Origin of the sequence: Leisingera sp. NJS201 (assembly GCF_004535885.1) — a bacterium.
Classification (GTDB): domain Bacteria; phylum Pseudomonadota; class Alphaproteobacteria; order Rhodobacterales; family Rhodobacteraceae; genus Leisingera.
In genome coordinates, this window is the sequence record NZ_CP038234.1 from 283,877 (window position 1) to 304,953 (window position 21,077).

At 63.1% G+C, this 21,077-nt stretch carries 17 protein-coding genes, 1 tRNA gene and 3 pseudogenes; 10 read left to right on the forward strand and 11 right to left on the reverse strand.

Annotated elements, in window-relative coordinates; all coding sequences use genetic code 11:
• Positions 1-82: 82 nt before the first annotated feature.
• The 3 genes from ETW23_RS01395 to paaZ all read right to left on the reverse strand — a co-directional run bounded on the left by ETW23_RS01395 (position 83) and on the right by paaZ (position 3,275).
• A tRNA-Met gene (locus ETW23_RS01395) sits at positions 83-159 on the reverse strand.
• A 200-nt stretch (positions 160-359) separates the two neighbouring features.
• Positions 360-1,160: a PaaX family transcriptional regulator C-terminal domain-containing protein gene (locus ETW23_RS01400; RefSeq protein WP_134828887.1), complete on the reverse strand. Its 801-nt coding sequence runs from the start codon at positions 1,158-1,160 to the stop codon at positions 360-362.
• Positions 1,161-1,244: 84 nt separating this feature from the next.
• On the reverse strand, positions 1,245-3,275 hold the full coding sequence (gene paaZ / locus ETW23_RS01405) for a phenylacetic acid degradation bifunctional protein PaaZ (RefSeq protein ID WP_134828888.1): 2,031 nt from the start codon (positions 3,273-3,275) through the stop codon (positions 1,245-1,247).
• Between the two features lie 127 nt (positions 3,276-3,402).
• Between paaZ and paaG the strand changes: the two genes are divergently transcribed.
• From paaG to ETW23_RS01430, 5 genes and pseudogenes are all read left to right on the forward strand, one after another.
• Positions 3,403-4,188 (forward strand): 2-(1,2-epoxy-1,2-dihydrophenyl)acetyl-CoA isomerase PaaG, encoded by a 786-nt coding sequence (gene paaG, locus ETW23_RS01410; RefSeq protein ID WP_134828889.1) that lies wholly within the window; start codon positions 3,403-3,405, stop codon positions 4,186-4,188.
• 2 nt (positions 4,189-4,190) lie between these two features.
• Positions 4,191-4,616, forward strand: coding sequence for a hydroxyphenylacetyl-CoA thioesterase PaaI (paaI, locus tag ETW23_RS01415; RefSeq protein WP_134828890.1), 426 nt, complete (start codon positions 4,191-4,193; stop codon positions 4,614-4,616).
• A 15-nt stretch (positions 4,617-4,631) separates the two neighbouring features.
• Positions 4,632-5,942, forward strand: a complete 1,311-nt coding sequence (gene paaK, locus ETW23_RS01420; protein ID WP_134828891.1) for a phenylacetate--CoA ligase PaaK — start codon at positions 4,632-4,634, stop codon at positions 5,940-5,942.
• A gap of 15 nt (positions 5,943-5,957) precedes the next feature.
• Positions 5,958-6,553 (forward strand): annotated as a pseudogene (locus ETW23_RS01425) (TetR/AcrR family transcriptional regulator).
• 103 nt (positions 6,554-6,656) lie between these two features.
• The gene (locus tag ETW23_RS01430; RefSeq protein ID WP_129369505.1) at positions 6,657-6,872 is read left to right on the forward strand and encodes a hypothetical protein; all 216 of its coding nucleotides are present in this window, start codon (positions 6,657-6,659) and stop codon (positions 6,870-6,872) included.
• Between the two features lie 67 nt (positions 6,873-6,939).
• On the opposite strand, the gene trpS is transcribed toward ETW23_RS01430, so the two are convergent.
• A complete protein-coding gene (trpS, locus tag ETW23_RS01435; protein WP_129369506.1) occupies positions 6,940-7,968 on the reverse strand; it encodes a tryptophan--tRNA ligase in 1,029 nt (342 codons plus the stop codon).
• Positions 7,969-8,068: 100 nt separating this feature from the next.
• Here trpS and ETW23_RS01440 point away from each other — a divergent pair, with 100 nt between their 5' ends.
• Positions 8,069-8,755 (forward strand): rhomboid family intramembrane serine protease, encoded by a 687-nt coding sequence (locus ETW23_RS01440; protein WP_129369507.1) that lies wholly within the window; start codon positions 8,069-8,071, stop codon positions 8,753-8,755.
• Positions 8,756-8,839: 84 nt separating this feature from the next.
• Here the strand turns inward: ETW23_RS01440 and murJ are convergent, their stop codons facing one another.
• The 3 genes and pseudogenes from murJ to ETW23_RS01455 form a co-directional block, all read right to left on the reverse strand.
• Positions 8,840-10,390 (reverse strand): murein biosynthesis integral membrane protein MurJ, encoded by a 1,551-nt coding sequence (murJ, locus tag ETW23_RS01445; protein WP_134828892.1) that lies wholly within the window; start codon positions 10,388-10,390, stop codon positions 8,840-8,842.
• Positions 10,387-13,106, reverse strand: a pseudogene (locus ETW23_RS01450) ([protein-PII] uridylyltransferase). The gene murJ and the pseudogene ETW23_RS01450 overlap by 4 nt, the downstream one beginning before the upstream one ends.
• A 79-nt stretch (positions 13,107-13,185) precedes the next feature.
• Positions 13,186-14,351: pseudogene (locus ETW23_RS01455) on the reverse strand (penicillin-binding protein activator).
• An 87-nt stretch (positions 14,352-14,438) separates the two neighbouring features.
• On the opposite strand from ETW23_RS01455, the gene rsmI reads away from it, so the two are divergent.
• The 4 genes from rsmI (at position 14,439) to ETW23_RS01475 (ending at position 17,589) form a co-directional block, all read left to right on the forward strand.
• Positions 14,439-15,296, forward strand: a complete 858-nt coding sequence (gene rsmI, locus ETW23_RS01460) for a 16S rRNA (cytidine(1402)-2'-O)-methyltransferase (protein WP_134828893.1) — start codon at positions 14,439-14,441, stop codon at positions 15,294-15,296.
• A 3-nt stretch (positions 15,297-15,299) separates the two neighbouring features.
• Entirely contained in the window at positions 15,300-15,674 is a 375-nt protein-coding gene (locus ETW23_RS01465) for a YraN family protein (protein WP_129369512.1), read from the forward strand.
• A gap of 71 nt (positions 15,675-15,745) precedes the next feature.
• Positions 15,746-16,681, forward strand: coding sequence for a glutathione synthase (gene gshB / locus ETW23_RS01470; RefSeq protein ID WP_134828894.1), 936 nt, complete (start codon positions 15,746-15,748; stop codon positions 16,679-16,681).
• Complete coding sequence (locus tag ETW23_RS01475) at positions 16,681-17,589, forward strand: alpha/beta hydrolase fold domain-containing protein (protein WP_134828895.1); 909 nt, start codon at positions 16,681-16,683, stop codon at positions 17,587-17,589. Before gshB ends, ETW23_RS01475 begins: the two co-directional genes overlap by 1 nt.
• On the opposite strand, the gene ETW23_RS01480 is transcribed toward ETW23_RS01475, so the two are convergent.
• The 4 genes from ETW23_RS01480 to cobU form a co-directional block, all read right to left on the reverse strand.
• Positions 17,578-19,086 carry a YifB family Mg chelatase-like AAA ATPase gene (locus tag ETW23_RS01480; protein ID WP_134828896.1) on the reverse strand — a complete coding sequence of 503 codons (1,509 nt, stop codon included), beginning with the start codon at positions 19,084-19,086 and terminating at the stop codon, positions 17,578-17,580. The genes ETW23_RS01475 and ETW23_RS01480 overlap by 12 nt on opposite strands.
• A 114-nt stretch (positions 19,087-19,200) precedes the next feature.
• Positions 19,201-19,884 carry a glutathione S-transferase gene (locus ETW23_RS01485; protein ID WP_134828897.1) on the reverse strand — a complete coding sequence of 228 codons (684 nt, stop codon included), beginning with the start codon at positions 19,882-19,884 and terminating at the stop codon, positions 19,201-19,203.
• Positions 19,885-19,942: 58 nt separating this feature from the next.
• Positions 19,943-20,524 carry a histidine phosphatase family protein gene (locus tag ETW23_RS01490; protein WP_134828898.1) on the reverse strand — a complete coding sequence of 194 codons (582 nt, stop codon included), beginning with the start codon at positions 20,522-20,524 and terminating at the stop codon, positions 19,943-19,945.
• Complete coding sequence (cobU, locus tag ETW23_RS01495; protein WP_134828899.1) at positions 20,521-21,039, reverse strand: bifunctional adenosylcobinamide kinase/adenosylcobinamide-phosphate guanylyltransferase; 519 nt, start codon at positions 21,037-21,039, stop codon at positions 20,521-20,523. Before cobU ends, ETW23_RS01490 begins: the two co-directional genes overlap by 4 nt.
• Positions 21,040-21,077: the final 38 nt, after the last annotated feature.

Sequence of the window (21,077 nt, forward strand, 5' to 3'; positions counted from 1 at the left end):
TACCACCGTTGTGTACCACCGCTCAATGAAAAGCCCTTTGTTAGTAAGGCTTTCCAGCAATAACAACGCTTTAAGGGAAGGGTGGTAGCGGAGGAGGGACTTGAACCCCCGACACGCGGATTATGATTCCGCTGCTCTAACCAACTGAGCTACTCCGCCGCTCGCTGTGTGGAGGCGATTTACGGAATGCTGCCGGTCGGGTCAAGAAGAAAAGCGGAAGAATTGCGGATTCCGTTGAGGTTTTTCCGGCTGGATGATTAAGCTTTTTAAAAACAAACACTTGTGTAGGGAGCGGGATTGGCGTCTCTGGCCTGCAAGGTCAGCCGTGGCCGGAGTTGGCAAGCCATGCCCGGGCGGCCTTAATCACTCGGGGTGTCCAGGGCAGCCAGTTCAGGCAAGGGCAGCTGGTCCAGAAGGCCAAACACCAGTGCGCGGCAAGTTTCACCTGTCCAGTCCGCAGGATGAAAGCTGGGCGGTAAATCCGGATGGCGCAGAACCACGCGGCGCCAGCGGTGCACAATCAAGGTGCGCAGAGTGCCGGTTTGAGCCGGAGACAGCCGGGATGGCGGCGGGGTGATATGTTTCAGATCCTGCTGCAATTCCTTGCAGGCTTCACACAGTGGCGGCGGAAACAGCCGTCCCTTCAGCCAGCCTGGAACAGCGATGCTGCTGACCTTTGCGGCCATCATGTCATCCAGATTGTGCGGTATCGGCCCATGCCCCAGGGCAGTGGTGCGGTTCACGGCCACGTAGTTGGGCAGCAGCAGAACCTCGTCCAGGGTGGTTTGGCCGGTGCCGTCCTCGGCGATGAGCACATGCCAGTCGCCAGGCGCCGCGGCACTGCGGCCGTAAATCCGGGGTGTCACGGCGGCGGATTGGTTGCGGCCGTATTCGGTCAGATAGTGGATAGATGCGCGGCCTGCGCGGGCGCTTTCGATCCAGCCGTCCTTGCGCAGCCGGTGCAGCGCCACACGGATGGCTTCGGGCTTGATTCCCATCGGGGTGATGATGCGGGTCAGGGCGCTGCCGCTGATCCGGGCGCCCTTTTCCTGTGCCAGATCGCCGAACAGCGAAACAATCACCGACCAGACCCGCTGGTTCTGCGGATCATTCAGTTGCTGGACAGTCGCGTCAAACCAGGGGTTTTGCTGTTCGTTCATAGAGATAAACATAGTTCGCCCGGACAGGTTAGACCAGCCCGGGCGCACGGCAGCGTTACCGCTGCCTACCACTTTTGCGCAGGTTCAGAACGCGTTCATCGTCAGCAGCTCATACTCGGCTGCGATTTCATCGTCCTGATTGGTCAGGGTGACGTGCCAGCGGACTTCGCCATAGTCCTCATTGCGCGGGGTCTTCTTTTTGACGGTCAGGCGGACCTTGATGCTTTCGCCCGCCGAAATCGGTTTCATGAAGCGCAGGTTATCCAGGCCGGTATTGGCCAGAACCGGGCCTTCGTCAGGCTGCACGAACATGCCGGCGGCAAAGGACAGCAGCAGGTAGCCATGCGCCACCCGGCCCGGGAAGAACGGGTTCCGCTTGGCGGCGTCGTCGTCCATATGGGCATAAAAGGTGTCGCCGGTGAAATGGGCGAAGGTTTCGATATCCTCCAGCGTCACGGTGCGCGGCGCGGTGTGCAGGGTCTCGCCGATGGACAGCTCGCCGAATTTGCGGGTGAAGGGGTGCGCGGGGCCTTTGACCTCAGCGCTGCCGGGGACCCATTTCTCACCGATCGCCGACAGGATATCCGGGGAACCCTGTATCGCTGTGCGCTGCATGTAGTGTTTGACGCCGCGCACGCCGCCCAGTTCCTCGCCGCCGCCGGCGCGGCCCGGACCGCCGTGCACCATGTGGGGCAGGGGGGAGCCGTGACCGGTCGATTCCTTCATCGAGTCGCGGTTGTTGAAATAGAGGCGGCCGTGGTAGGCGCCGGCGCCGATGGAGACCTCGCGGGCGACGGCAGGATCTTGGGTAATGACCGAGGCCACCAGAGAGCCTTGGCCGCGGTTGGCAAGGTCGATGGCGTGGTCCAGATCGCGGTAGCCCATGATGGTAGAGACGGGGCCGAAGGCCTCGGTGTCGTGCACGCGGCTCGCATTGTCCGGGTCGGCGCAGTGGAACAGCATCGGCGGCACAAAGGCGCCTTTGTCTGCGTCTGCACCGTCAACGGAGAAGTTTTCCGGGTCGCCAAAGACGCGCTCGGCTTCCTGGCCGATGATCGCGGCCTTTTCCAGCACGTCGCGTTTCTGGCTGTTTGAGACCAGCGCGCCCATGCGGGTGGTTTCCAGCCTGGGATCGCCGATTGTGGTCTTGGCGAGGCGGGCAGAGAGCGCTTCGATCACCGCGTCCACCTGCGACTGCGGTGCGATGATGCGGCGGATGGCAGTGCATTTCTGACCCGCCTTGGTGGTCATCTCGCGGCTGACTTCCTTGACGAAGAGGTCGAACTCCGGCGTGCCGGGGGCCGCGTCGGGGCCAAGGACCGAGGCGTTGAGGCTGTCCTGTTCGGCGACGAAGCGAATGGAGTTTTCCAGGATCACCGGGTTGGCGCGCAGTTTCAGCGCGGTATTGGCAGAGCCGGTGAAGCTGACCACGTCCTGCATCGTCAGGTGGTCCAGCATGTCGCCGAGGCCGCCGGAGACCAGCTGCAGCGCGCCTTCGGGCAGAATGCCGCTGTCGAGCATCAGTTTCACCGCCAGCTCTGTTACATAGCAGCTGTTGGTGGCGGGCTTCACGATGGCCGGAACGCCGGCCAGCAGGGTCGGGGCCAGTTTTTCCAGCATGCCCCAGACCGGGAAGTTGAAGGCGTTGATATGCACCGCAACGCCGCGCAGCGGGGTGCAGATGTGCTGGCCCAGAAAGGTGCCGTTGCGGCTGAGCTGCTCTACTTCGCCATCCAGATAGACATGGCCGTCCGGCATCTCGCGGCGGCCTTTGGAGGCGAAGACAAACATGGTGCCGATGCCGCCGTCGATATCGATCATGTGATCGCTTTGTGTGGCGCCAGTGTTGAAGCTGAGATCATACAGCGCCTGCTTGTGCTTGTTCAGATGACCCGCCAGCGCCTTCAGCATCCGGGCGCGGTCGTGGAAGGTCAGCTTGCGCAGGTTCACACCGCCCACGCTGCGGGCGTAGTCGAGCATTCCCTGCACATCGAGCGCATCGTTGCCGGCTGTGGCCATGACCTCGCCGGTGATGGCGCTGGCGATGTTGCGGGCACCTGCGCCCGGTGCGGCCCATTGACCCGCTGCAAAGCTGGAAATCTCTAGAAGGCTCATGATGCTGTCCTTTTCATCAGGCCGGCGCCGGGCCGGCTGGTGGAATCCGATGTTGAGATATATTGACCGTCCGGTCGGTTTATGCAAGAAGTTTGTCAAATGTGCCGCTGACGAGGGTGAGGGAGCGATGAGCGATACGATTCTGGTTGAGGACTACGGAACCTGGGTGGAGATCACCCTGAACCGCCCGGACCGGCTGAACAGCTTTAACGAAGAGATGCACAACGCTTTGCGCACAGCGCTTGAGGCGGCGCGCGATGGCGGTGCCCGCGCGGTGCTGCTGACCGGCGCCGGGCGGGGCTTTTGCGCCGGGCAGGATCTGGGCGACCGCGATCCGCGCAAGATGGACGGGCCGCCGGACCTGAGCCAGACCGTGCGCAAATTCTACGCGCCGCTGGTGCGGCTGATCCGCGAGTTGAACTTCCCGGTGATCTGCGCGGTGAACGGTGTGGCGGCCGGGGCGGGGGCCAATCTGGCGCTGGCCTGCGATATGGTTCTGGCTGGCGAAAGCGCCAAGTTCATCCAGTCATTCTCCAAGGTTGGCCTGATCCCTGATACCGGCGGCAGCTGGCACTTGCCGCGTCTGCTGGGCGAGGCGCGCGCCAAGGGGCTGGCGCTGACTGCCGAACCGCTGCCCGCGAAGAAGGCCGAAGACTGGGGGCTGATCTGGAAGGCATTGCCGGATGACCAACTGATGGCCGAGGCCCGCGCAATGGCGGAGAAATTCGCCAACGGCCCGACGCTGGGCCTGGGCCTGACCAAGCAGTGCATCCAGGCTGCGGCAGTCAACACGCTGTCCGATCAGTTGGAGATTGAAGCGGATGCGATGAAAACCTGCGGTGAGAGCGCGGATTATGCCGAGGGCGTTGCCAGCTTCCTGGAAAAACGCGCCCCCGCGTTCATGGGGAAATGACCATGACCCCCAAGGAACGCGCCGAAAAATCCGCAGCTGCCATGTGGGCGGACGACCATGCGTCCAAATGGGCGGGGATGGAGATCACCCATGCGGATGAGGGCGAGGCGACGCTGGAGCTGACCATCGCCCAGCATCATTGCAACGGCCATGGCATCTGCCACGGCGGTGTCACCTTTATGCTGGCCGACAGCGCCTTTGCCTTTGCCTGCAACAGCCGCAATCAGGCGACCGTGGCGCAGCACAACGTGATCAGCTTCACCGCGCCGGGACGGCTGGGTGATCGGCTGATTGCCAAGGCCCGCGAGATTTCCCTGACCGGGCGCAGCGGCATTTATGATGTGGCAGTGATCAATCAGGACGGCCGGCAGATTGCCGAATTCCGGGGCTTTTCCCGGGCGGTCAAAGGCCAGTTGTTTGACGAATAAGGCGTGGAGGATGCCATGAAAGACCTGACCCCCAACAAGGCTGATCTGGATCCGATCGAGATCGCCTCGATCGACGAAATCCGCGCTCTGCAGCTGGAACGGCTGAAATGGTCGCTGCGGCATGCCTATGACAACGTGCCGATGTATAAGCAGCGGTTCGACGAGGCGGGCGTGCATCCGGACGACTTGCAGCAGTTGCCGGATCTGGCCAAGTTTCCCTTCACTTACAAAAACGACCTGCGCGACAATTACCCCTTTGGCCTGTTTGCGGTGCCGCGCGAACAGATTATGCGCCTGCACGCGTCCTCTGGCACCACCGGCAAGCCGACGGTTGTGGGCTATACGGCAAATGACATCAGCAACTGGGCCGATCTGGTGGCGCGGTCTTTGCGCGCGGCTGGTTTGCGCAAGGGCGACATGGTGCACAACGCCTATGGCTACGGGCTGTTCACCGGCGGCCTGGGCGCCCATTACGGGATCGAACGCCTGGGCGCGACCGTGGTGCCGATGTCCGGCGGGCAGACCGAAAAACAGGTTGGCCTGATCACCGATTTCCAGCCTGACGGCATCATGGTGACGCCCTCCTACATGCTCAACATTCTGGAGCAGTACCACAAGGTTGGCTTGGACCCGCGGGGAAGCTCGCTGAAAGTCGGCATCTTCGGCGCCGAACCCTGGACAGATGCGATGCGCAAAGAGGTTGAACAGGCTTTCGACATGCATGCGGTCGATATCTACGGTCTTAGCGAAATCATGGGGCCAGGGGTGGCCAATGAATGCGTCGAGACCAAGGACGGTCCGGTGATCTGGGAGGATCACTTCCTGCCGGAAATCATTGATCCGCAGACCGGCGAGGTGCTGCCGGACGGCGAGATGGGGGAGCTGGTGTTCACCACGCTAACCAAGGAAGGCCTGCCGATGGTGCGCTACCGCACCCGCGACCTGACGCGGCTGCTGCCGGGCACTGCGCGCACGATGCGGCGGATGGAGAAGATCACCGGGCGCAGCGACGACATGATCATCCTGCGCGGCGTCAACGTCTTTCCCAGCCAGGTGGAGGAGCAGCTGATGGCCACCGGCGGGCTGGCGCCGCATTACCAGATCGAGCTGTATAAATCCGGCCGGATGGACGCGATGCGGGTCTATGTGGAGGCCAATCCTGATGCCACGGATGAGCTGAGCAAAACCGCCGCGGCGCGGATGCTGACCAAGCGGATCAAGGATATGGTTGGTGTTTCCACCGAGATCATTGTAGGCGACCCGGGATCGGTCGAGCGCAGCCAGGGCAAGGCCAAGCGTGTCGTCGACAACCGCGGCAAGTCCTGAACAGGGGAGTGAGTTTTGGCCCGCACCATCGCAAAAGACCATGATCAGAAACGCGTGCAGATCCTGAAATCCGCAGCCAAAGTATTTGCGGAGGCAGGCTATGACCGCGCGTCAATGACCCAGCTGGCGCGGGAATGCGGGATCTCCAAGGCGAATATCTACCACTACTATGACAGCAAGGATGCCGTGCTTTTCGGCCTTCTTGACACCTATCTATGCGAGTTGCGCGACCGGGTCTGCGGGGCGGAGCTGGAGGGGCTTGGCCCGAGGACCGGCTGCGCCGTATCGTGTCGGAAATCATGCTGGCCTATCAGGGCGCGGATCATGAGCATCAGGTGCAGATCAGCGCCATGGGCGCGCTGCCCGAGGATCAGCAGAAGCTGCTGCGCGCCTATCAGCGTGAGATGGTGCAGTTTGTCAGCGACGCGCTGGCGGCTGTGGCACCCGGGGTGTTTGCGGGCGAAACGGCCAAGCTGCGCGGCGCCACCATGTCGGTTTTCGGCATGCTGAACTGGTACTACATGTGGAATTCCGGTGCTGGTGCGAAGGCACGTGATGACTATGCGCGGCTGGCGGCAGATCTGGTTTTGAATGGCGTCAAAGGGCTTTGACGCCCGCGCAGGCCTGCACAAATGCTTGAAGCTAACAGGCGGCACAGTTTCTTTTGCGTTTGCGCCGCTTCGCGCTAAGCTATCGCCCCAATAGGAGGGCGGCATGGCAAACCCTGAAAGTTTCGAAAAGTTCTACTACAAGAAAGTCGGGCTGGGCGAGGGCTGCGGCTGCGCCGAGCGGGTGATCGACAACCACGAATTCGACCGTCAATCGGGCCACCCGCAGCTGAAATCATTTGGCCGCAGATTTTCACTGCGGTCTTTTGCGCTGAAGTACGGGCTGATCTCCCGGCGCCGGCCGTCCCCGGACGCGGAATAGGCGCTCGCAGGGGCAGCAAAGGCTACGCCACCAGCCTTGTGCAAGGCCAATGGCGTAACTGGTTTTGTCAGATCTGGACCGGCGGTACCATACCGACGATTTCATAAGTTTTGCGCAGGATCGGCGCGGTGATTTCGCGCGCGCGCTCGGATCCGCGGGTCAGAATGCGGTCGATCTCGTCCTGTTCACCCATCAGCCGCGCCATCTCGGTCGAAATCGGCGCCAGTTTCGACACTGCCAGATCCGCCAGCATCGGCTTGAATTCCGAGAACTGCTTGCCGCCGACATCCGCCAGCACCTGATCTACGGTCTGCTCGTTCAGCGCCGCATAGATGTTCACCAGATTGCGCGCCTCGGGGCGGTCTTCTAGGCCCTTGGCCTCGGACGGCAGCCCTTCGGGATCGGTCTTGGCCTTGCGGATCTTCTTGGCGATGGTGTCGGCGTCATCGGTCATATTGATGCGGCTGGCATCCGACGGGTCAGATTTCGACATTTTCTTGGAGCCGTCGCGGAAGCTCATCACACGGGTGGCGGCGCCCTCGATCACCGGTTCGGTCATCGGGAAGAAATCGACGCCATAGTCATGGTTGAACTTGGCGGCGATGTCGCGGGTCAGCTCCAGATGCTGTTTCTGGTCCTCGCCCACAGGCACATGGGTGGCGTGGTAGGTCAGAATATCAGCTGCCATCAGCGCCGGATAGGCAAACAACCCAAGCGAGGCGTTCTGGGCGTTCTTGCCGGCCTTGTCCTTGAACTGGGTCATCCGCTGCATCCAGCCCATGCGGGCGACGCAGTTGAAAATCCAGGCCAGCTGCGCGTGTTCGGGCACCTGGGACTGATTGATCAGGATGGATTTTTCCGGATCCAGGCCAGCGGCGATGAAACCTGCGCAAAGCTCGCGGGTGGATTTCATCAGGTCCTTGGGGTCTTGCCAGACAGTGATCGCATGCAGGTCCACCATGCAATAGATGGACTCCACATCCTTGGCCTGCCAGTCGACGAACCGCTTCAGGGCACCAAGGTAGTTGCCCAGGTGCAGGTTGCCGGAGGGCTGAATCCCCGAAAAGACGCGCGGGGTGAATGTGGTTTCGCTCATCTAGCGTAACTCCCGTCTGGAAATAGCGACCCCGGTGGCTTACCCATGGGGCTTGGATAGGTCAACAGGTGCAGAGGGTTCTGCACTGCAAGGAGACTCAATGAGCAGCCCGAATAACACCGCACCCGTCAACCCGCTGCCTGCAGCCGTCGTTGCGATAGTGCTGATCATCATCGGGATCGAAGCGGTGTTCTCGCTTGGCGCCCGCGGAATCCTTGGCGGGCCTGAGGCCATCGGCTGGCGGCTGGAGGCAGTCCAATCCTATGCGTTTTCCAGCGAGATCTTCTGGTGGATGCAGGAAAGCGGCCGCTGGCTGCCGGAACATCTGAAGCGTTTTGTCTCGTACATCTTTGTGCATGGCGCTTTTACACATGCGCTGTTTGTCTGCGTCTTTGTGCTGGCGATGGGCAAGATGGTGGGCGAGGTGATGGGCGATCTGGCGATGGTGATCATCTTTGTGCTGTCCGGTGCCGGCGGCGCACTGGGCTATGCGCTGCTGGTCAGCGGCGGCCAGCCTTTGATCGGCGGCTTTCCGGCGGTCTACGGGCTGATCGGGGCCTTTACCTTTCTGTTGTGGCGCTCGCTGGCTTTGGTCGGGGCGCAGCAAAGCCGGGCGTTTTCGCTGATTGCCTTTCTGATGGGGGCGCAGCTGCTGTTCGGGCTGCTGTTTGGCGGTCAGAAGGACTGGGTTGCGGATCTGGCAGGCTTTGCCACCGGGTTCGGTCTGTCGTTCTTCCTGGCGCCGGGCGGCTGGGCGCGGATCCGCAACCGCATCCGGCACGATTGACGCCGGGGGCTTCCGCCTGCTGTCAAAGCCCCTGGCGGGGCATCTCCAGCCGTTGGGCCGGGCCGGCCTGAAGGGGCGCGGGGGTCAGGCCTGTTTCCGGCGGCTGAGGGCGGCGCGGAACTCTGACAGGCGGAAGGCGCCAAGCGCTTGGCCTGCGGCGAAGTAGACCAGGCCGCCCAGCACCACCAGGCCTAGCAGGGACAGGTAGCGCCAGTAATCCAGCGTGAACAGCCAGCCCGCAGCCGAAGCAACAGCATAGAGCACTGCCCCCATCACAGCAGAGGCTGCCAGGATGCGCCAGGCGCGGGTGCGGAAGCGGGCGTCGAAGCGGGCCTCTTCCCCCATGCCGCGGGCGCCGAGTGCCAGTAGTGCCACCATCACCCAGCCGGCAGCGGACGCGGCGATTGCGGGGGCGATCCAGCCCAATACAGGCTTCAGGCCAAAGGCCAGCGCGGCGTTGACAGCCATCGCAACCAGCGCGTAGCGAAAGGGGGTTTTGGTGTTCTCCCGCGCGAAGTAGAGCGGCTGCAGGACCTTTTGCAGCATGAAGGCTGGCAGGCCTGCGCCATAGATAGCGACGGCGATGGCGATGGCGGCCACGTCTTCGGGGCCGGTTGCACCGCGTTCATAGAGCACAGACACCAGCGGCACGGGCACGGTGATGAAGGCGACGGCAGAGGGCACGGCCAGCAGCAGCGAGAATTCTCCGGCGCGGGACAAGGCGCCCTGTGAACCGGCGCTGTCCCCGGCCCGCAGGCGGCGGGAAAGGGCAGGCAGCAGCACGATGCCGACAGCAATGCCAACCACGCCCAAAGGCAGTTGATACAGCCGGTCGGCGATGAACAGCCAGCTGGCCGCCTTTTCGATGTCAGAGGCCACGTATTGCCCGACCACCAGATTGATCTGGGTGACTCCCATGGCCAGAGCAGCGGGCACGGCAACACGCATCAGGCTGCGCATTTCGGTGTTCCAACGGGGCAGACCGGGCCGCAAGGTTATACCAGCACGGGCGGCGGCGGCCCAGACAAGCGCCAGCTGCGCGACGCCCGCCACCGGGATGGTCCAGACCAGCCACAGGACAACATCGCCGCCCATGAGGGCGCCGGCTGTCATCGCCGCACAGGCAAAAATGTTAAGGAGGACCGGCGCGGCGGCGGCGGCGGCAAAGCGGCCGGTGGCGTTCAGCACGCCTGAGAACAATGCGGCCAGCGACATGAACAGGATGTAGGGAAAGACGATGTAGCCGTAGCCCACCGCCATATCAAACCGGGCATCGCCGACAAATCCGCCGGCCGTCAGCCAGACCAGTCCCGGCATGAACACCATGCCGAGGCCAACCAGCGCCAGCACCGCAGCGGCAAGCAGGTTGAAGGCCTGCTGGGCATAAGTTCTGGCGTCCTCACCGGCCTCATACCGCTTGGAGAAAGCGGGCACAAAGGCGGCGTTAAAGGCACCTTCGGCAAAGAAGCGGCGGAACATGTTGGGCAGGCGGAAGGCAACGATAAAGGCATCCAGCACCGGACCGGGGCCGATGAAGGCGGCAATCAGGATCTCGCGGGCGAATCCAAGCACGCGGCTGGCCAGCGTCCAGAACCCGACGGTCAGGAAGCCCGAAAGCAGTTTGATCGGTTTCATACATCCGCCCGTTTTGCGCCTGCGGTGATGGCCTCGCGCAGTTTCTTCTCCAGAGTCCGCTGTTTGGATTCTGCATAGTATTTCAGGCCGAACATGTCTTTGACATAAAAGGCGTCCACCACCTGCTCGCCATAGGTCGCGATGACTGCGTTAGCAATATAGACATTGGCGGCCGCCAGCGCCCGGGCCAGATCATAGAGCAGTCCTGGACGGTCGCGGGTGTCGACCTCGATGATGGTGTAGATTTCCGAGCCGTCGTTATCGAAGGTGATATGGGTCGGGACCTTGAAGGCGCGCTCCCGTTTCTTGATCTTGTCACGGGATTTCAGCGCGTCGCGGGTGATCACCTCGCCCTTCAGGGTCTTTTCAATCATCTGCTTAAGCCGGTGCAGGCGGATCGGATCGAAGGGGTGCCCCTCGCTGTCCTGGATCCAGAAGGCATCGGTCACATAGCCGTCCTTGGTCGTATAGGAGCGCGCATCCACAACATTGGCGCCGACCAGCGCCAGCGCGCCGGCAATGCGGGCAAAGATGCCGGGGTGATCCTCCATCACGAAACAAGCGCGGGTCGCGTCACGGTCCACGTCCGGATAAAGCCGGATCATCACCTCTCCCGCGTCGCCCTTGGCAATGTAGTCGCGCAGCATTTCGGCGAAATCCACATGCGCGGTAATGTGCAGCCCGTGCCAGTACGGCGGGTAATGCCGGGCGGTTTCGGTTTTGAGGTCGGCTTTGGTCCAGTCCTGCAACGCCTCGCGCAGGGCCTTCTTGGCCGACGCACCGCGGTGTTCGCGGTTCAAGGCTTCCATGCCGCCCTCAAGCGCTGCACGGGTCTGGCCGTAAAGCGCCCGCAGCAGGGCCGCCTTCCAGTTGTTCCAGGTGTTCGGACCAACGCCGCGGATGTCGCAGACGGTCAGCAGCAACAGCAGATCCAGCCGTTTGACCGTTTGCACCGCCTTGGCGAAATCCCGCACCGTGCGCGGGTCGGCAATGTCGCGTTTCTGGGCCATGTCCGACATCAGCAGGTGGTAGCGCACCAGCCATTCCACGGTCTCGCATTCGGATGGCTTCAGCCCCAGCCGCGGCGCCACCTTGCGGGTGATCTGCGCGCCAAGGATCGAATGGTCCTGTTCGCGTCCCTTGCCGATGTCATGCAGCAGCATCGCCACCATCAGCACTTTGCGGTTCAGCCCCTTGCGCAGGATCGAGGAAGAAAGCGGCAGCTCATCCTCCAGCTCTCCGCGCTCAATCGCGGCAAAGTTGGCGATTACCTGGATGGTATGCTCGTCCACGGTATAGGAGTGATACATGTTGAACTGCATCATCGCCACGATGGGTTCGAATTCGGGCAGGAAGGCGGATAGCACGCCAAGTTCGTTCATCCGCCGCAGCGCGCGTTCGGAATTGCCGTGTTTCAGCAAAAGGTCCAGAAAAATGCGCCGGGCTTCTTTGTCGTTGCGCATGCCGTCATCAATCAGGCGCAGATTGGCGGTGACCAGCCGCATGGCATCGGGGTGGATCAGCATGCCGGTGCGCAGGGCTTCTTCGAAAATCCGCAGCAAATTCACCCGGTCGGCCAAAAATGCCGCCGGGTCCAGCACATCCAGCCGGTTGTGCACCACCTTGTAGCCGGGCTTGATTCGCGGGCGGCGGCGGAAGATGCGTTCCAGCAGCGGTGCGCCTTTTTGCTGACTGGCCTCCAGCTTGGTCAGGAAAATCCGGGTCAGGTCTCCGACCCGCGTCGCATGGCGGAAATACTCCTGCATGAAGATTTCCACCCCGCGGCGGCCGGCCTTGTCCTTGTATCCCATGCGGCTGGCAACCTCGACCTGCAAATCAAAGGTCAGCTGTTCCGTGGCGCGGCCGGTGGCAAGGTGCAGATGCGACCGCACCGCCCAGAGGAAAGTCGCGGCCTTGGCAAACCGCTCCAGCTCTGCCGGGCGGAACAGGCCCAGCGGCACCAGGTCTTCGGCGTCCTGCACCTGGTACAGATACTTGGCAATCCAGAACAGCGATTGCAGGTCGCGCAAGCCCCCTTTGCCCTCTTTCACGTTGGGCTCAACCATATACCGCTGGCCCTGCTTCAGGTGGCGGGCGTCGCGTTCGGCCAGTTTCGCCTCAATGAAATCAGGCGCATCCTTGGAGAACAGCTCCGACTTCAGCCGCTTTTCCAGCTCCTTGGCCAGCGGCGCGTGGCCGGCCAGAAACCGTTGTTCCAGCATCGCGGTGCGGATCGTGTAATCTTCGCCGCCCAGCCGGATGCAGTCCTTGATGGTGCGGCTGGAATGGCCGACCTTCAGCCGCAAGTCCCACAGGATATAGAGCATGGATTCGATCACGCTCTCGGCCCAGGCGGTGATCTTGTAGGGGGTCAAAAACAGCAGATCGACATCCGAGGCCGGGGCCATTTCCCCCGGCCATAGCCGCCGACCGCGATGACCGCGATGCGTTCGCCGCGGGTCGGGTTGGCCAGCGGATGAAGCAATTCGCCGGCGACATACAGTGCCGTGGTCACCAGGCCGTCGGTCAGGAAAGTGTAAGAGCGGGTCAAGTCCCGCGCAGCAAAGGGGGCCGCGGCGAAGGCTTCGGCGATCGCTGCTCGTCCGGCCTTGTTTGCCGCCTTCAGGATCTTCACCGTTTCCGCGCGCAGGGCCGCGGGGGTGTTGTCTTCCGCCAAGGCTATGATCCGGGCCCGCACGGCTGCGGCATCAAAGATGTCCGCAGGATCGCAGATCAGCGGACCCTGCGGTTCGGGAAAGCCGTTGGCGGCGGGCTGCGCGGGGCCGGCAGCGGGTTCAGAATCCGGCGCCGGTGAAGCTGCTTGGGGCAGGGTCAATGATCACGACCTTCTGTTCTTGGATGGTGGCAACCGCCAGGCCGCGGTCGTTGGTGCCGTCAGGCAGCAGTCGGAAGATGCCGCCGGCCCCCTGGAAACCGGCCCCTTGTGTCAGGGCCGCGCCGGTCAGAGCATCGGATTTGCCAGCAGCCACCAGCGCGCCGATTGCGGCAATCCCGTCATAGGCCAGGCTGCCGATCGAATGCGGCGATCCGCCATAGCTTGCCTGGTAGCGGGCGCTGAACTGCTGCACCTTGCCCTGGTCGGGCATCGCAAACCAGCCGCCCTGCACGCCGGGCAGGGCCAGGGTCTGGGCCGGAATATCCCAGCGGGTCAGGCCGATATACTGCTTCTCTGCCGGGTCCACACCGGCTTCGGGCAGCAGTTGCGCCAGCAGCGGCAGTGCTCCGGCGGTGGTCGAGGTCAGGAATACCGCATCCGCCTGGCGCGATTCATTGCGGATGGCAGGAATGGCGTTGATCACCCCTGCTGGGACAGCTCATAACCGACACTGCCAGCGATATTGGCCCCGGTCTGGCTTGCGGCGCGCTGAATGGCGGTGCGCCCGGCAACCCCGGCAGCATCATTGCCGCCGACAATCAGAATGTTCCGTTTGCCGTTGCGGGATGCAAAACCGGTCAGCCTGCGCGCAGTATTGTCAAAGGTCGGGCCCAGGATAAAGACATTTCCGCCGGCAATCGCAGGGTTGTTCGAGAAGGCCAGCACGTTGACGCCGCGCTGGCGTGCTGCAATGCCCGCCGCATTTGCGGCTTCGGCGTATACCGGGCCCAGAATGATACGGGCGCCGTCCTTCAGCGCCTGTTGCGCTGCACCCGAGGCCACTTCGGGACTGCCCGCCGTGTCATAGACCCGCAGATCGATCTGCACGCCTTGCAGATCGGCAATCGCCATGCGGGCCGCGTTTTCCAGGCTTTGCGCCAGCACGCTGTCGCCCTGCTGCGCCGATCCGCGCGGCACCAGCAGCGCCACCGGCACCGGCTTGGAGGTGTTGATTGTCGGACCAGTGCCGAGGGAAACCGGGTCACAGGCAGTCAGGGCAATGGCGGAAACTGCCGCGGCAGCTGTCAGTGCCGCCTTGCGGGCGCGTTTGAAAACAGCAAACATAATGGACTTGAAACTCCGTTCTCCCGGCGCGCTGCGCCGTGTGGGTTTAAGGGCGGATCATAAACGACCAAAAAGGCGGGTCCAGCGTTGAATCACCAGAATGTCATATTGGCCCCAGGGCTTTACTTTGTTGCCACGCCCATTGGCACGGCCCGCGACATTACCCTGCGTGCGCTGGATGTGCTGGCCTCGGCCGATGTGCTTGCGGCTGAGGATACACGCTCGCTGCGCAAGCTGATGGAAATTCACGGCGTGCCCCTGGGCGGGCGGCGGATCATTGCTTACCACGACCACAGCGGCGCCGCTGCGCGTGCCAAACTGCTGGAAGCGGTGGCAGAGGGCAAATCGGTAGCCTATGCCTCCGAGGCCGGAATGCCGCTGATTGCCGATCCGGGCTTTGATCTCAGCCGGGCGGCGGCAGAGGCGGGGCATACCGTCACCTGCGCGCCAGGCGCCTCGGCGGCGGCAACGGCGCTGACGCTGGCCGGGCTGCCCACGGATGCGTTCTTCTTTGCTGGCTTTCTGCCCAATGCCTCCGGTGCCCGGCGCAAACGGCTGGAAGAGCTGCGGGAAATCCCCGGCACGCTGATCTTCTATGAATCCCCGAAACGTGTTGCGGCTTCGGTCGCGGATATGGCGGCGGTGCTGGGCAACCGCCCGGCGGCGATGGCCCGCGAGCTCACCAAAAAATTCGAAGAAGTGCGCCGCGCGCCGCTGGCGGATCTGGCCGCGGGGCTGGAGGAAAAACCGGTCAAGGGCGAGATCGTGCTGCTGATCGACCGGGCGCAAGAGACCGAGGTGAGCGAGGGCGATCTGGAAAGCGATCTTCAAGCAGCTCTAAAGGATAATTCGGTCAAGGACGCCGCCGGGATCGTGGCTGAGATGCACGGGCTGCCGCGCCGCAAGATTTATCAGCTGGCGTTGCAGCTGGCGAAGGACAGTTAGGCCGTGTCCCGTGCCCGGCAGTATCGCGGTGCCCGTGCCCATCTGGCGGGAGAGGCGGCGGAAGAGATTGTTGCGCGCCACTATGAAAACCGCGGCTACACCGTTGCGGAACGCCGTTGGCGCGGGCCGGGTGGCGAGATCGACCTGATCCTGCGCGGCCCGGAAGAGCTGGTGTTTGTGGAAGTGAAACACAGCTCTACCAGCGCCGCTGCGGCTCTGCGGATTACGCCGCGGCAAGTGGAGCGCATCTATGCCAGCGCCGGGCAATATCTGGAAAACGAGCCGCAAGGACAGCTGACCCCTGCCCGGTTCGACGCCGCACTGGTGGACGGCACCGGCGCGGTTGAGATCATCGAAAACGCCATCGGCCTGGACTGATCCGCTGCCGCCCCATTGAACACCGGGGCACGGTGGGCCATGTATCTGGCCAGTTTACAAGGGATACTGCCATGAAAATCGCCTTTCAGATGGACCCGGTCATGGGCGTGGACATCAACGCGGACAGCAGCTTCCGCCTGGCCGAAGAAGCGCAGGCGCGCGGGCACGATCTGTTCTACTACGCCCCCGACCAGCTGGCCTATCAGGAGGGCCGCATCACCGCCCGTGGCCATGACATGACCGTGCAGCGGGTGGCAGATGCTCCGGCGGTGCTTGGCCCGGAGCGCGAGGTGGATCTGGCGGATTTCGACGTGGTCTGGCTGCGTCAGGACCCGCCGTTTGATATGCATTACATCACCTCGACCCACTTGCTGGACATGCTGAAGGGCCAGGCGCTGGTGGTAAATGATCCGTTCTGGGTGCGTAACTATCCGGAAAAACTGCTGGTTCTGACCTTCCCGGACCTGACCCCGCCGACCACCATTGCCCGCGACCTGCAAACCATCAAGGCGTTCAAGGAAAAGCATGGCGATGTGATCCTGAAACCGCTTTACGGCAATGGCGGCGCCGGGGTGTTCCGGCTGGATGCAAACGACCGCAACCTCACCTCGCTGCATGAGCTGTTCACCGGTTTCAGCCGCGAGCCGCTGATTGTGCAGAAGTTCCTGCCGGACGTCAGCAACGGCGATAAGCGGGTGATTCTGGTCGACGGCGAGCCTGTGGGCGCAATCAACCGGGTGCCTGCAGCGGGCGAGACCCGTTCGAACATGCACGTGGGCGGACGGCCCGAGAAAATCGGGCTGAGTGAGCGCGATCTGGAGATCTGCGCCGCCATCGGCCCGCTGCTGCGCGAAAAGGGCCAGATCTTTGTTGGCATTGACGTGATCGGCGACTACCTGACCGAGATCAACGTGACCTCGCCGACAGGTATTCAGGAGCTGGAGCGCTTTGACGGTGTGAACATCGCCGAAAAGGTCTGGCAGGCGATCGAAGCCAAGATCAGCTGATGAGCTGGCAGCGCCGGGCCCTGAACGCGTGGATGCGCTATGGCATGAAGCCGGTGCTGCAGCGCACCAGCAGCCCGGAGCTGGCACGCCGGAGTTTCGAGCTGCTGGCGCCGCTGTTCTGCCCGCCGCTGCCCTATACCCGGCTGCTGCCGCGGCCCGCGCCGGTGCCGCTGAACCTGATTTCAGTGGGCCGGACGCGCCGCAAACAGATCATTTTGTTCCTGCATGGCGGCGCCTATCTGGCAGGCAGCGCCCGTGCCTATCAGGGGGTTTTGTCCCGTCTTTCTTTTGCTGCGGGCATGGAGATTGCTGTGCCCGACTACCGGCTGCTGCAAGAGGCACCGTTTCCGGCGGCTTTCGAGGATGCGCTGGCAGCCTGGCAATACCTGCGAAGCACGGGCTATGCCGCCGCCGATATCCTGCTGGCAGGCGACAGTGCCGGCGGCGGGCTGGCGCTGGCCTTGCTCGCGGCACTGCTGGGGGAAGGGGAACGCCCCGCCGGCCTTGTGGCCTTATCCCCCTGGTGCGATCTGACGCTGAGCGGGGCAAGTATTGAGGTCAACCGTTCCAGGGATGTGATCATCCCGGCAGGGCGGATGAAGGAAGCCGTTGATCAGTATCTCGCGGGTGCGGATCCATCAGATGCCCGCGCCTCGCCCTTGTTCGCTGACTTCCCGAACCCGCCGCCGGTGCTGATCCAAGCCGGGGATACCGAGGTGTTGCTGTCGGATGCGCAGCGTATGGTGCAGCGTCTGGAGCAGGCAGGCGGCGCTGTGCGGCTCAGCCTTTGGCGCGATGTGCCGCATGTCTGGCAATTTATGGCGGGTCAGCTGCCCGAGGGGCAGGCAGCATTGGACGAAGCTGCCACCTTCGCCATATCCGCCTTCGACGGCGGCTCAGCGGGCTGAGGGCAGCCTGAAACTCAGCGCCTCGGCGAAATGCGGGCGTTGCACCCGGTCTTCGCAGGCCAGATCGGCAATGGTGCGCGCAACGCGCAGAATCCGGTGGTAGCCGCGGGCGCTGAGGCCAAACCGTTCGGCGGCCCGCAGCAAAAGATCACGGCTTTCGGCATCCGGCGCTGCAATATCTTCCAGCACAGCGCCTTCGGCATCTGCGTTCTGGCGCAGGCCGGGATGGCTGCGGAACCGCTCAGCCTGGGTGTTCCGGGCAACTGCGACCCGTTGCGCCACCTGTACCGAGCCTTCGGCGCTGGCGGGCAGCTCCAGGTCGGACACATCCACCGGCGGCACGTCCAGATGCAGGTCGAACCGGTCCAGCAGCGGGCCGGAAATCCGCCCCAGGTAATCCGCACCGCATATTGGTGCCCGCGAACAGGCGCGGTTGGCATCAGCCAGATATCCGCATTTGCAGGGGTTGGCCGCAGCGATCAGCATAAAACGGCTGGGGTATTTCACATGGGCATTGGCGCGCGCCACCATCACCTCTCCGGACTCAAGCGGCTGGCGCAGGGTTTCCAGCACGGGACGGCCGAATTCCGGCAGCTCATCCAGAAACAGCACGCCATTATGCGCCAGGCTGATTTCCCCCGGCTGCGCCCGCCGCCCGCCACCGGCAATCGCCGCCATGGAGGCAGTGTGATGCGGTTCGCGGAAAGGGCGGGCGCGGCTGATGCCGCCCGCATCGATCAGCCCGCATAAGGAATGGATCATCGAGGTTTCCAATGCCTCGGCAGGAGACAGCGGCGGCAGGATCGATGGCAGCCGTGCCGCCAGCATCGATTTGCCGGATCCGGGCGGGCCGATCATCAGCATGTGGTGGCGTCCGGCGGCAGCAATCTCCAGCGCGCGCTTGGCCTGTTCTTGGCCTTTGACGTCGCGCAGGTCCTTGCCGCCAAGCCCGCTGAGGGCTTCACCGGGCATGGACGGCTCAATGCGCCGCTGGCCGGTGAAATGCTGGACCACCTCGGTCAGTGTGGCCGCACCGATGACCTGTGCCGCATCGACCCAGGCGGCCTCGGGTCCGGACGGTTCCGGGCAGAGCAGCATGCGCCCTTCCTCTACCGCGGTGACGGCTGCGGGCAGGGCGCCCGCGACAGGCATCAGCTGGCCGTCCAGCGACAGTTCGCCCAGGGCTATGGTTTCCTCGGCCTTTTCCGCTGGGATGATGCCGATTGCCGCCAGCAAGGCCAGCGCAATCGGCAGGTCGAAATGACTGCCTTCCTTGGGCAGGTCCGCGGGTGACAGGTTTATGGTGATCCGGCGGGAGGGCAGGGCGATCGACATCGCCGCAAAGGCCGCCCGCACCCGTTCGCGGGCCTCGGAGACGGCTTTATCCGGCAACCCAACCACCGAGAACGCTGGCAGGCCAGGGGCGACTGCGCATTGCACCTCGACCAGCCGGGCCTCAACTCCTTGAAAGGCAACTGTGTACGACCGTGCCGTCATTTCTCCCCGCCCCTTCTGGTTCAGGGAGAAATGCTTGGCGATCGTGGTTTCCGAAGTGTTAACGCTAGCGGTGCCGCCCGGCGAATTCACGCAGAATTCGCGCTGGCCGCCGGTTCAGTCCAAAGACCAGGGCCGCCGCGGCAGATCCCGCGCATAAGGCTCCGGGTCATAGCTGACCTCATGCGCCTGCTCTTGCCAGCGCAGTACTGGCGGGTCGGACAGCAGCAGCTTGCAATAGGCACGCGTGGCGGCAGAAACCGGCAGCCCGTAACCGATGATGCGTGCGGCAACCGGGGTATAGAACGCATCCGCCAGCGAATACTCTCCGAACAGACAGCCCGCTGACTGGCCGGACACCTGGCGCGCATGGGCAAACAGCGTTTCGATCCGGTCCAGATCCGCCTGAACCGCGCCGGAGGTCTCAAACCCTTCGTAGATATGGGCCAGCTGCATCGGACATTCGCTGCGCAGCGCGCTGAAGCCCGCAACCATCTCTGCCGCCAGCCAGCGTGCAGCGGCACGCTGTGCCGGGTCCGCGGGCCAAAGCCCGGCGTCCGGGTTCTGTTCGGCCAGGGTCTCGGCTATCGCCAGGCTTTCGCCAACAACCGTGCCTTCAGGCGTGCGCAACGCGGGCACCAGCCGTGCCGGGGCCAGATGCGCCATCTCTTGCGCCATGGTTCCTGAGTACAGCCCCACCAGTTGCACCGTATGGGGAAGGGAGAATTTTTCGAGCATGAGCCAGCCGCGCAATGACCAGCTGGAGAACATGCGGTCGCCGATATAGATTTCATAAGCCATGCGCAAAGGCTAGCGCGGTGTGTCCCATCGTGAAACGGAATGTTTGTGATGGCATCCGTCACGGCAGATGATTGATAGCCCCCGCCCGCCAGCCTTCGGGGCCGAACGCGATTTCACTGACCGACAGATTGTCGATTCGATGGGCAAAGGCTTCCTCTGGGGTCAGCATCTCCGCCCGCTGAACCTGGGTCAGGATTTGACCGAAATGCCCGACAACAATCAAATCGCGACCCTGATTCGCAATGATCAGCCCGTCAATTGCTGCGTTCACCCGGTTTCGGACCTGATTCCAGCTCTCGCCGCCCGGCGGTGTCACATCACCCGGCGTCTCCCAATAGGCCCGGATCCGGTCCGGATCCTCGGCGTCCACCTCGGCCCAGGTTCTTAGCTCCCAGGCGCCGAAATGGATTTCGCGCAGCGCTTCAACATGGGGCAGGCGCTGACGGCTGCCTTGGATGGCGTTGGCAGTCTCCACTGCGCGCAACAGGTCGGACGACACGATCAGCGCGCCCGCCGGCAGGTAATCCGACAGGCGTTTCAGCGCGGCGGTGTCAGACAGGTCCGCGGGCAGATCTGACCAGCCGACCATGCATTTTGCGTGCGTTGGCCCGTGCCGTACCAGAAACAGCCGGCTTGTCATAACGCCCCTTTCAGCACCAGCGGCAGCCCGGCGGTCACTTGCACAACAGTCCCGGCACACGCAGCCAGTGCGATATTGAGCCGCCCCTGCGCTTCGCGGAAGCGGCGGGCCAGCTTGTTCTCAGGCACGATGCCAAGACCGGTTTCGTTCGAGACGATCACCAGATCCGCGCGGCAGCGGCCGATTGCGGCCAGCAGGTCCTCTTGTGCAAACGCCAAATCATGCCCGGCCAGCAGATGGTTGGTCAGCCACATGGTTGCACAGTCCATCAGGCAGATTTGCCCCGCAGCCAGTGCGTCCAGAACCCGGCCGGCTGTTTCCGGTTCTTCGACAGTTGCCCAGCCTTCCCCCCTTTGTTCGAGGTGGCGGGACACTTTTTCGCGCATTTCGCTGTCAAAAATTTGTGCAGTCGCCCAGTAAACCCTGTCTTTTTCAGTGTTTATACAGAGCTGTTCGGCAAAGGCCGACTTTCCAGAGGCCGCCCCGCCCAGAATAAAAGTTACATTTGCAGGCATTTTTTGCTAACCTGTAAGAACGAAGCCGTTCCTGTGGG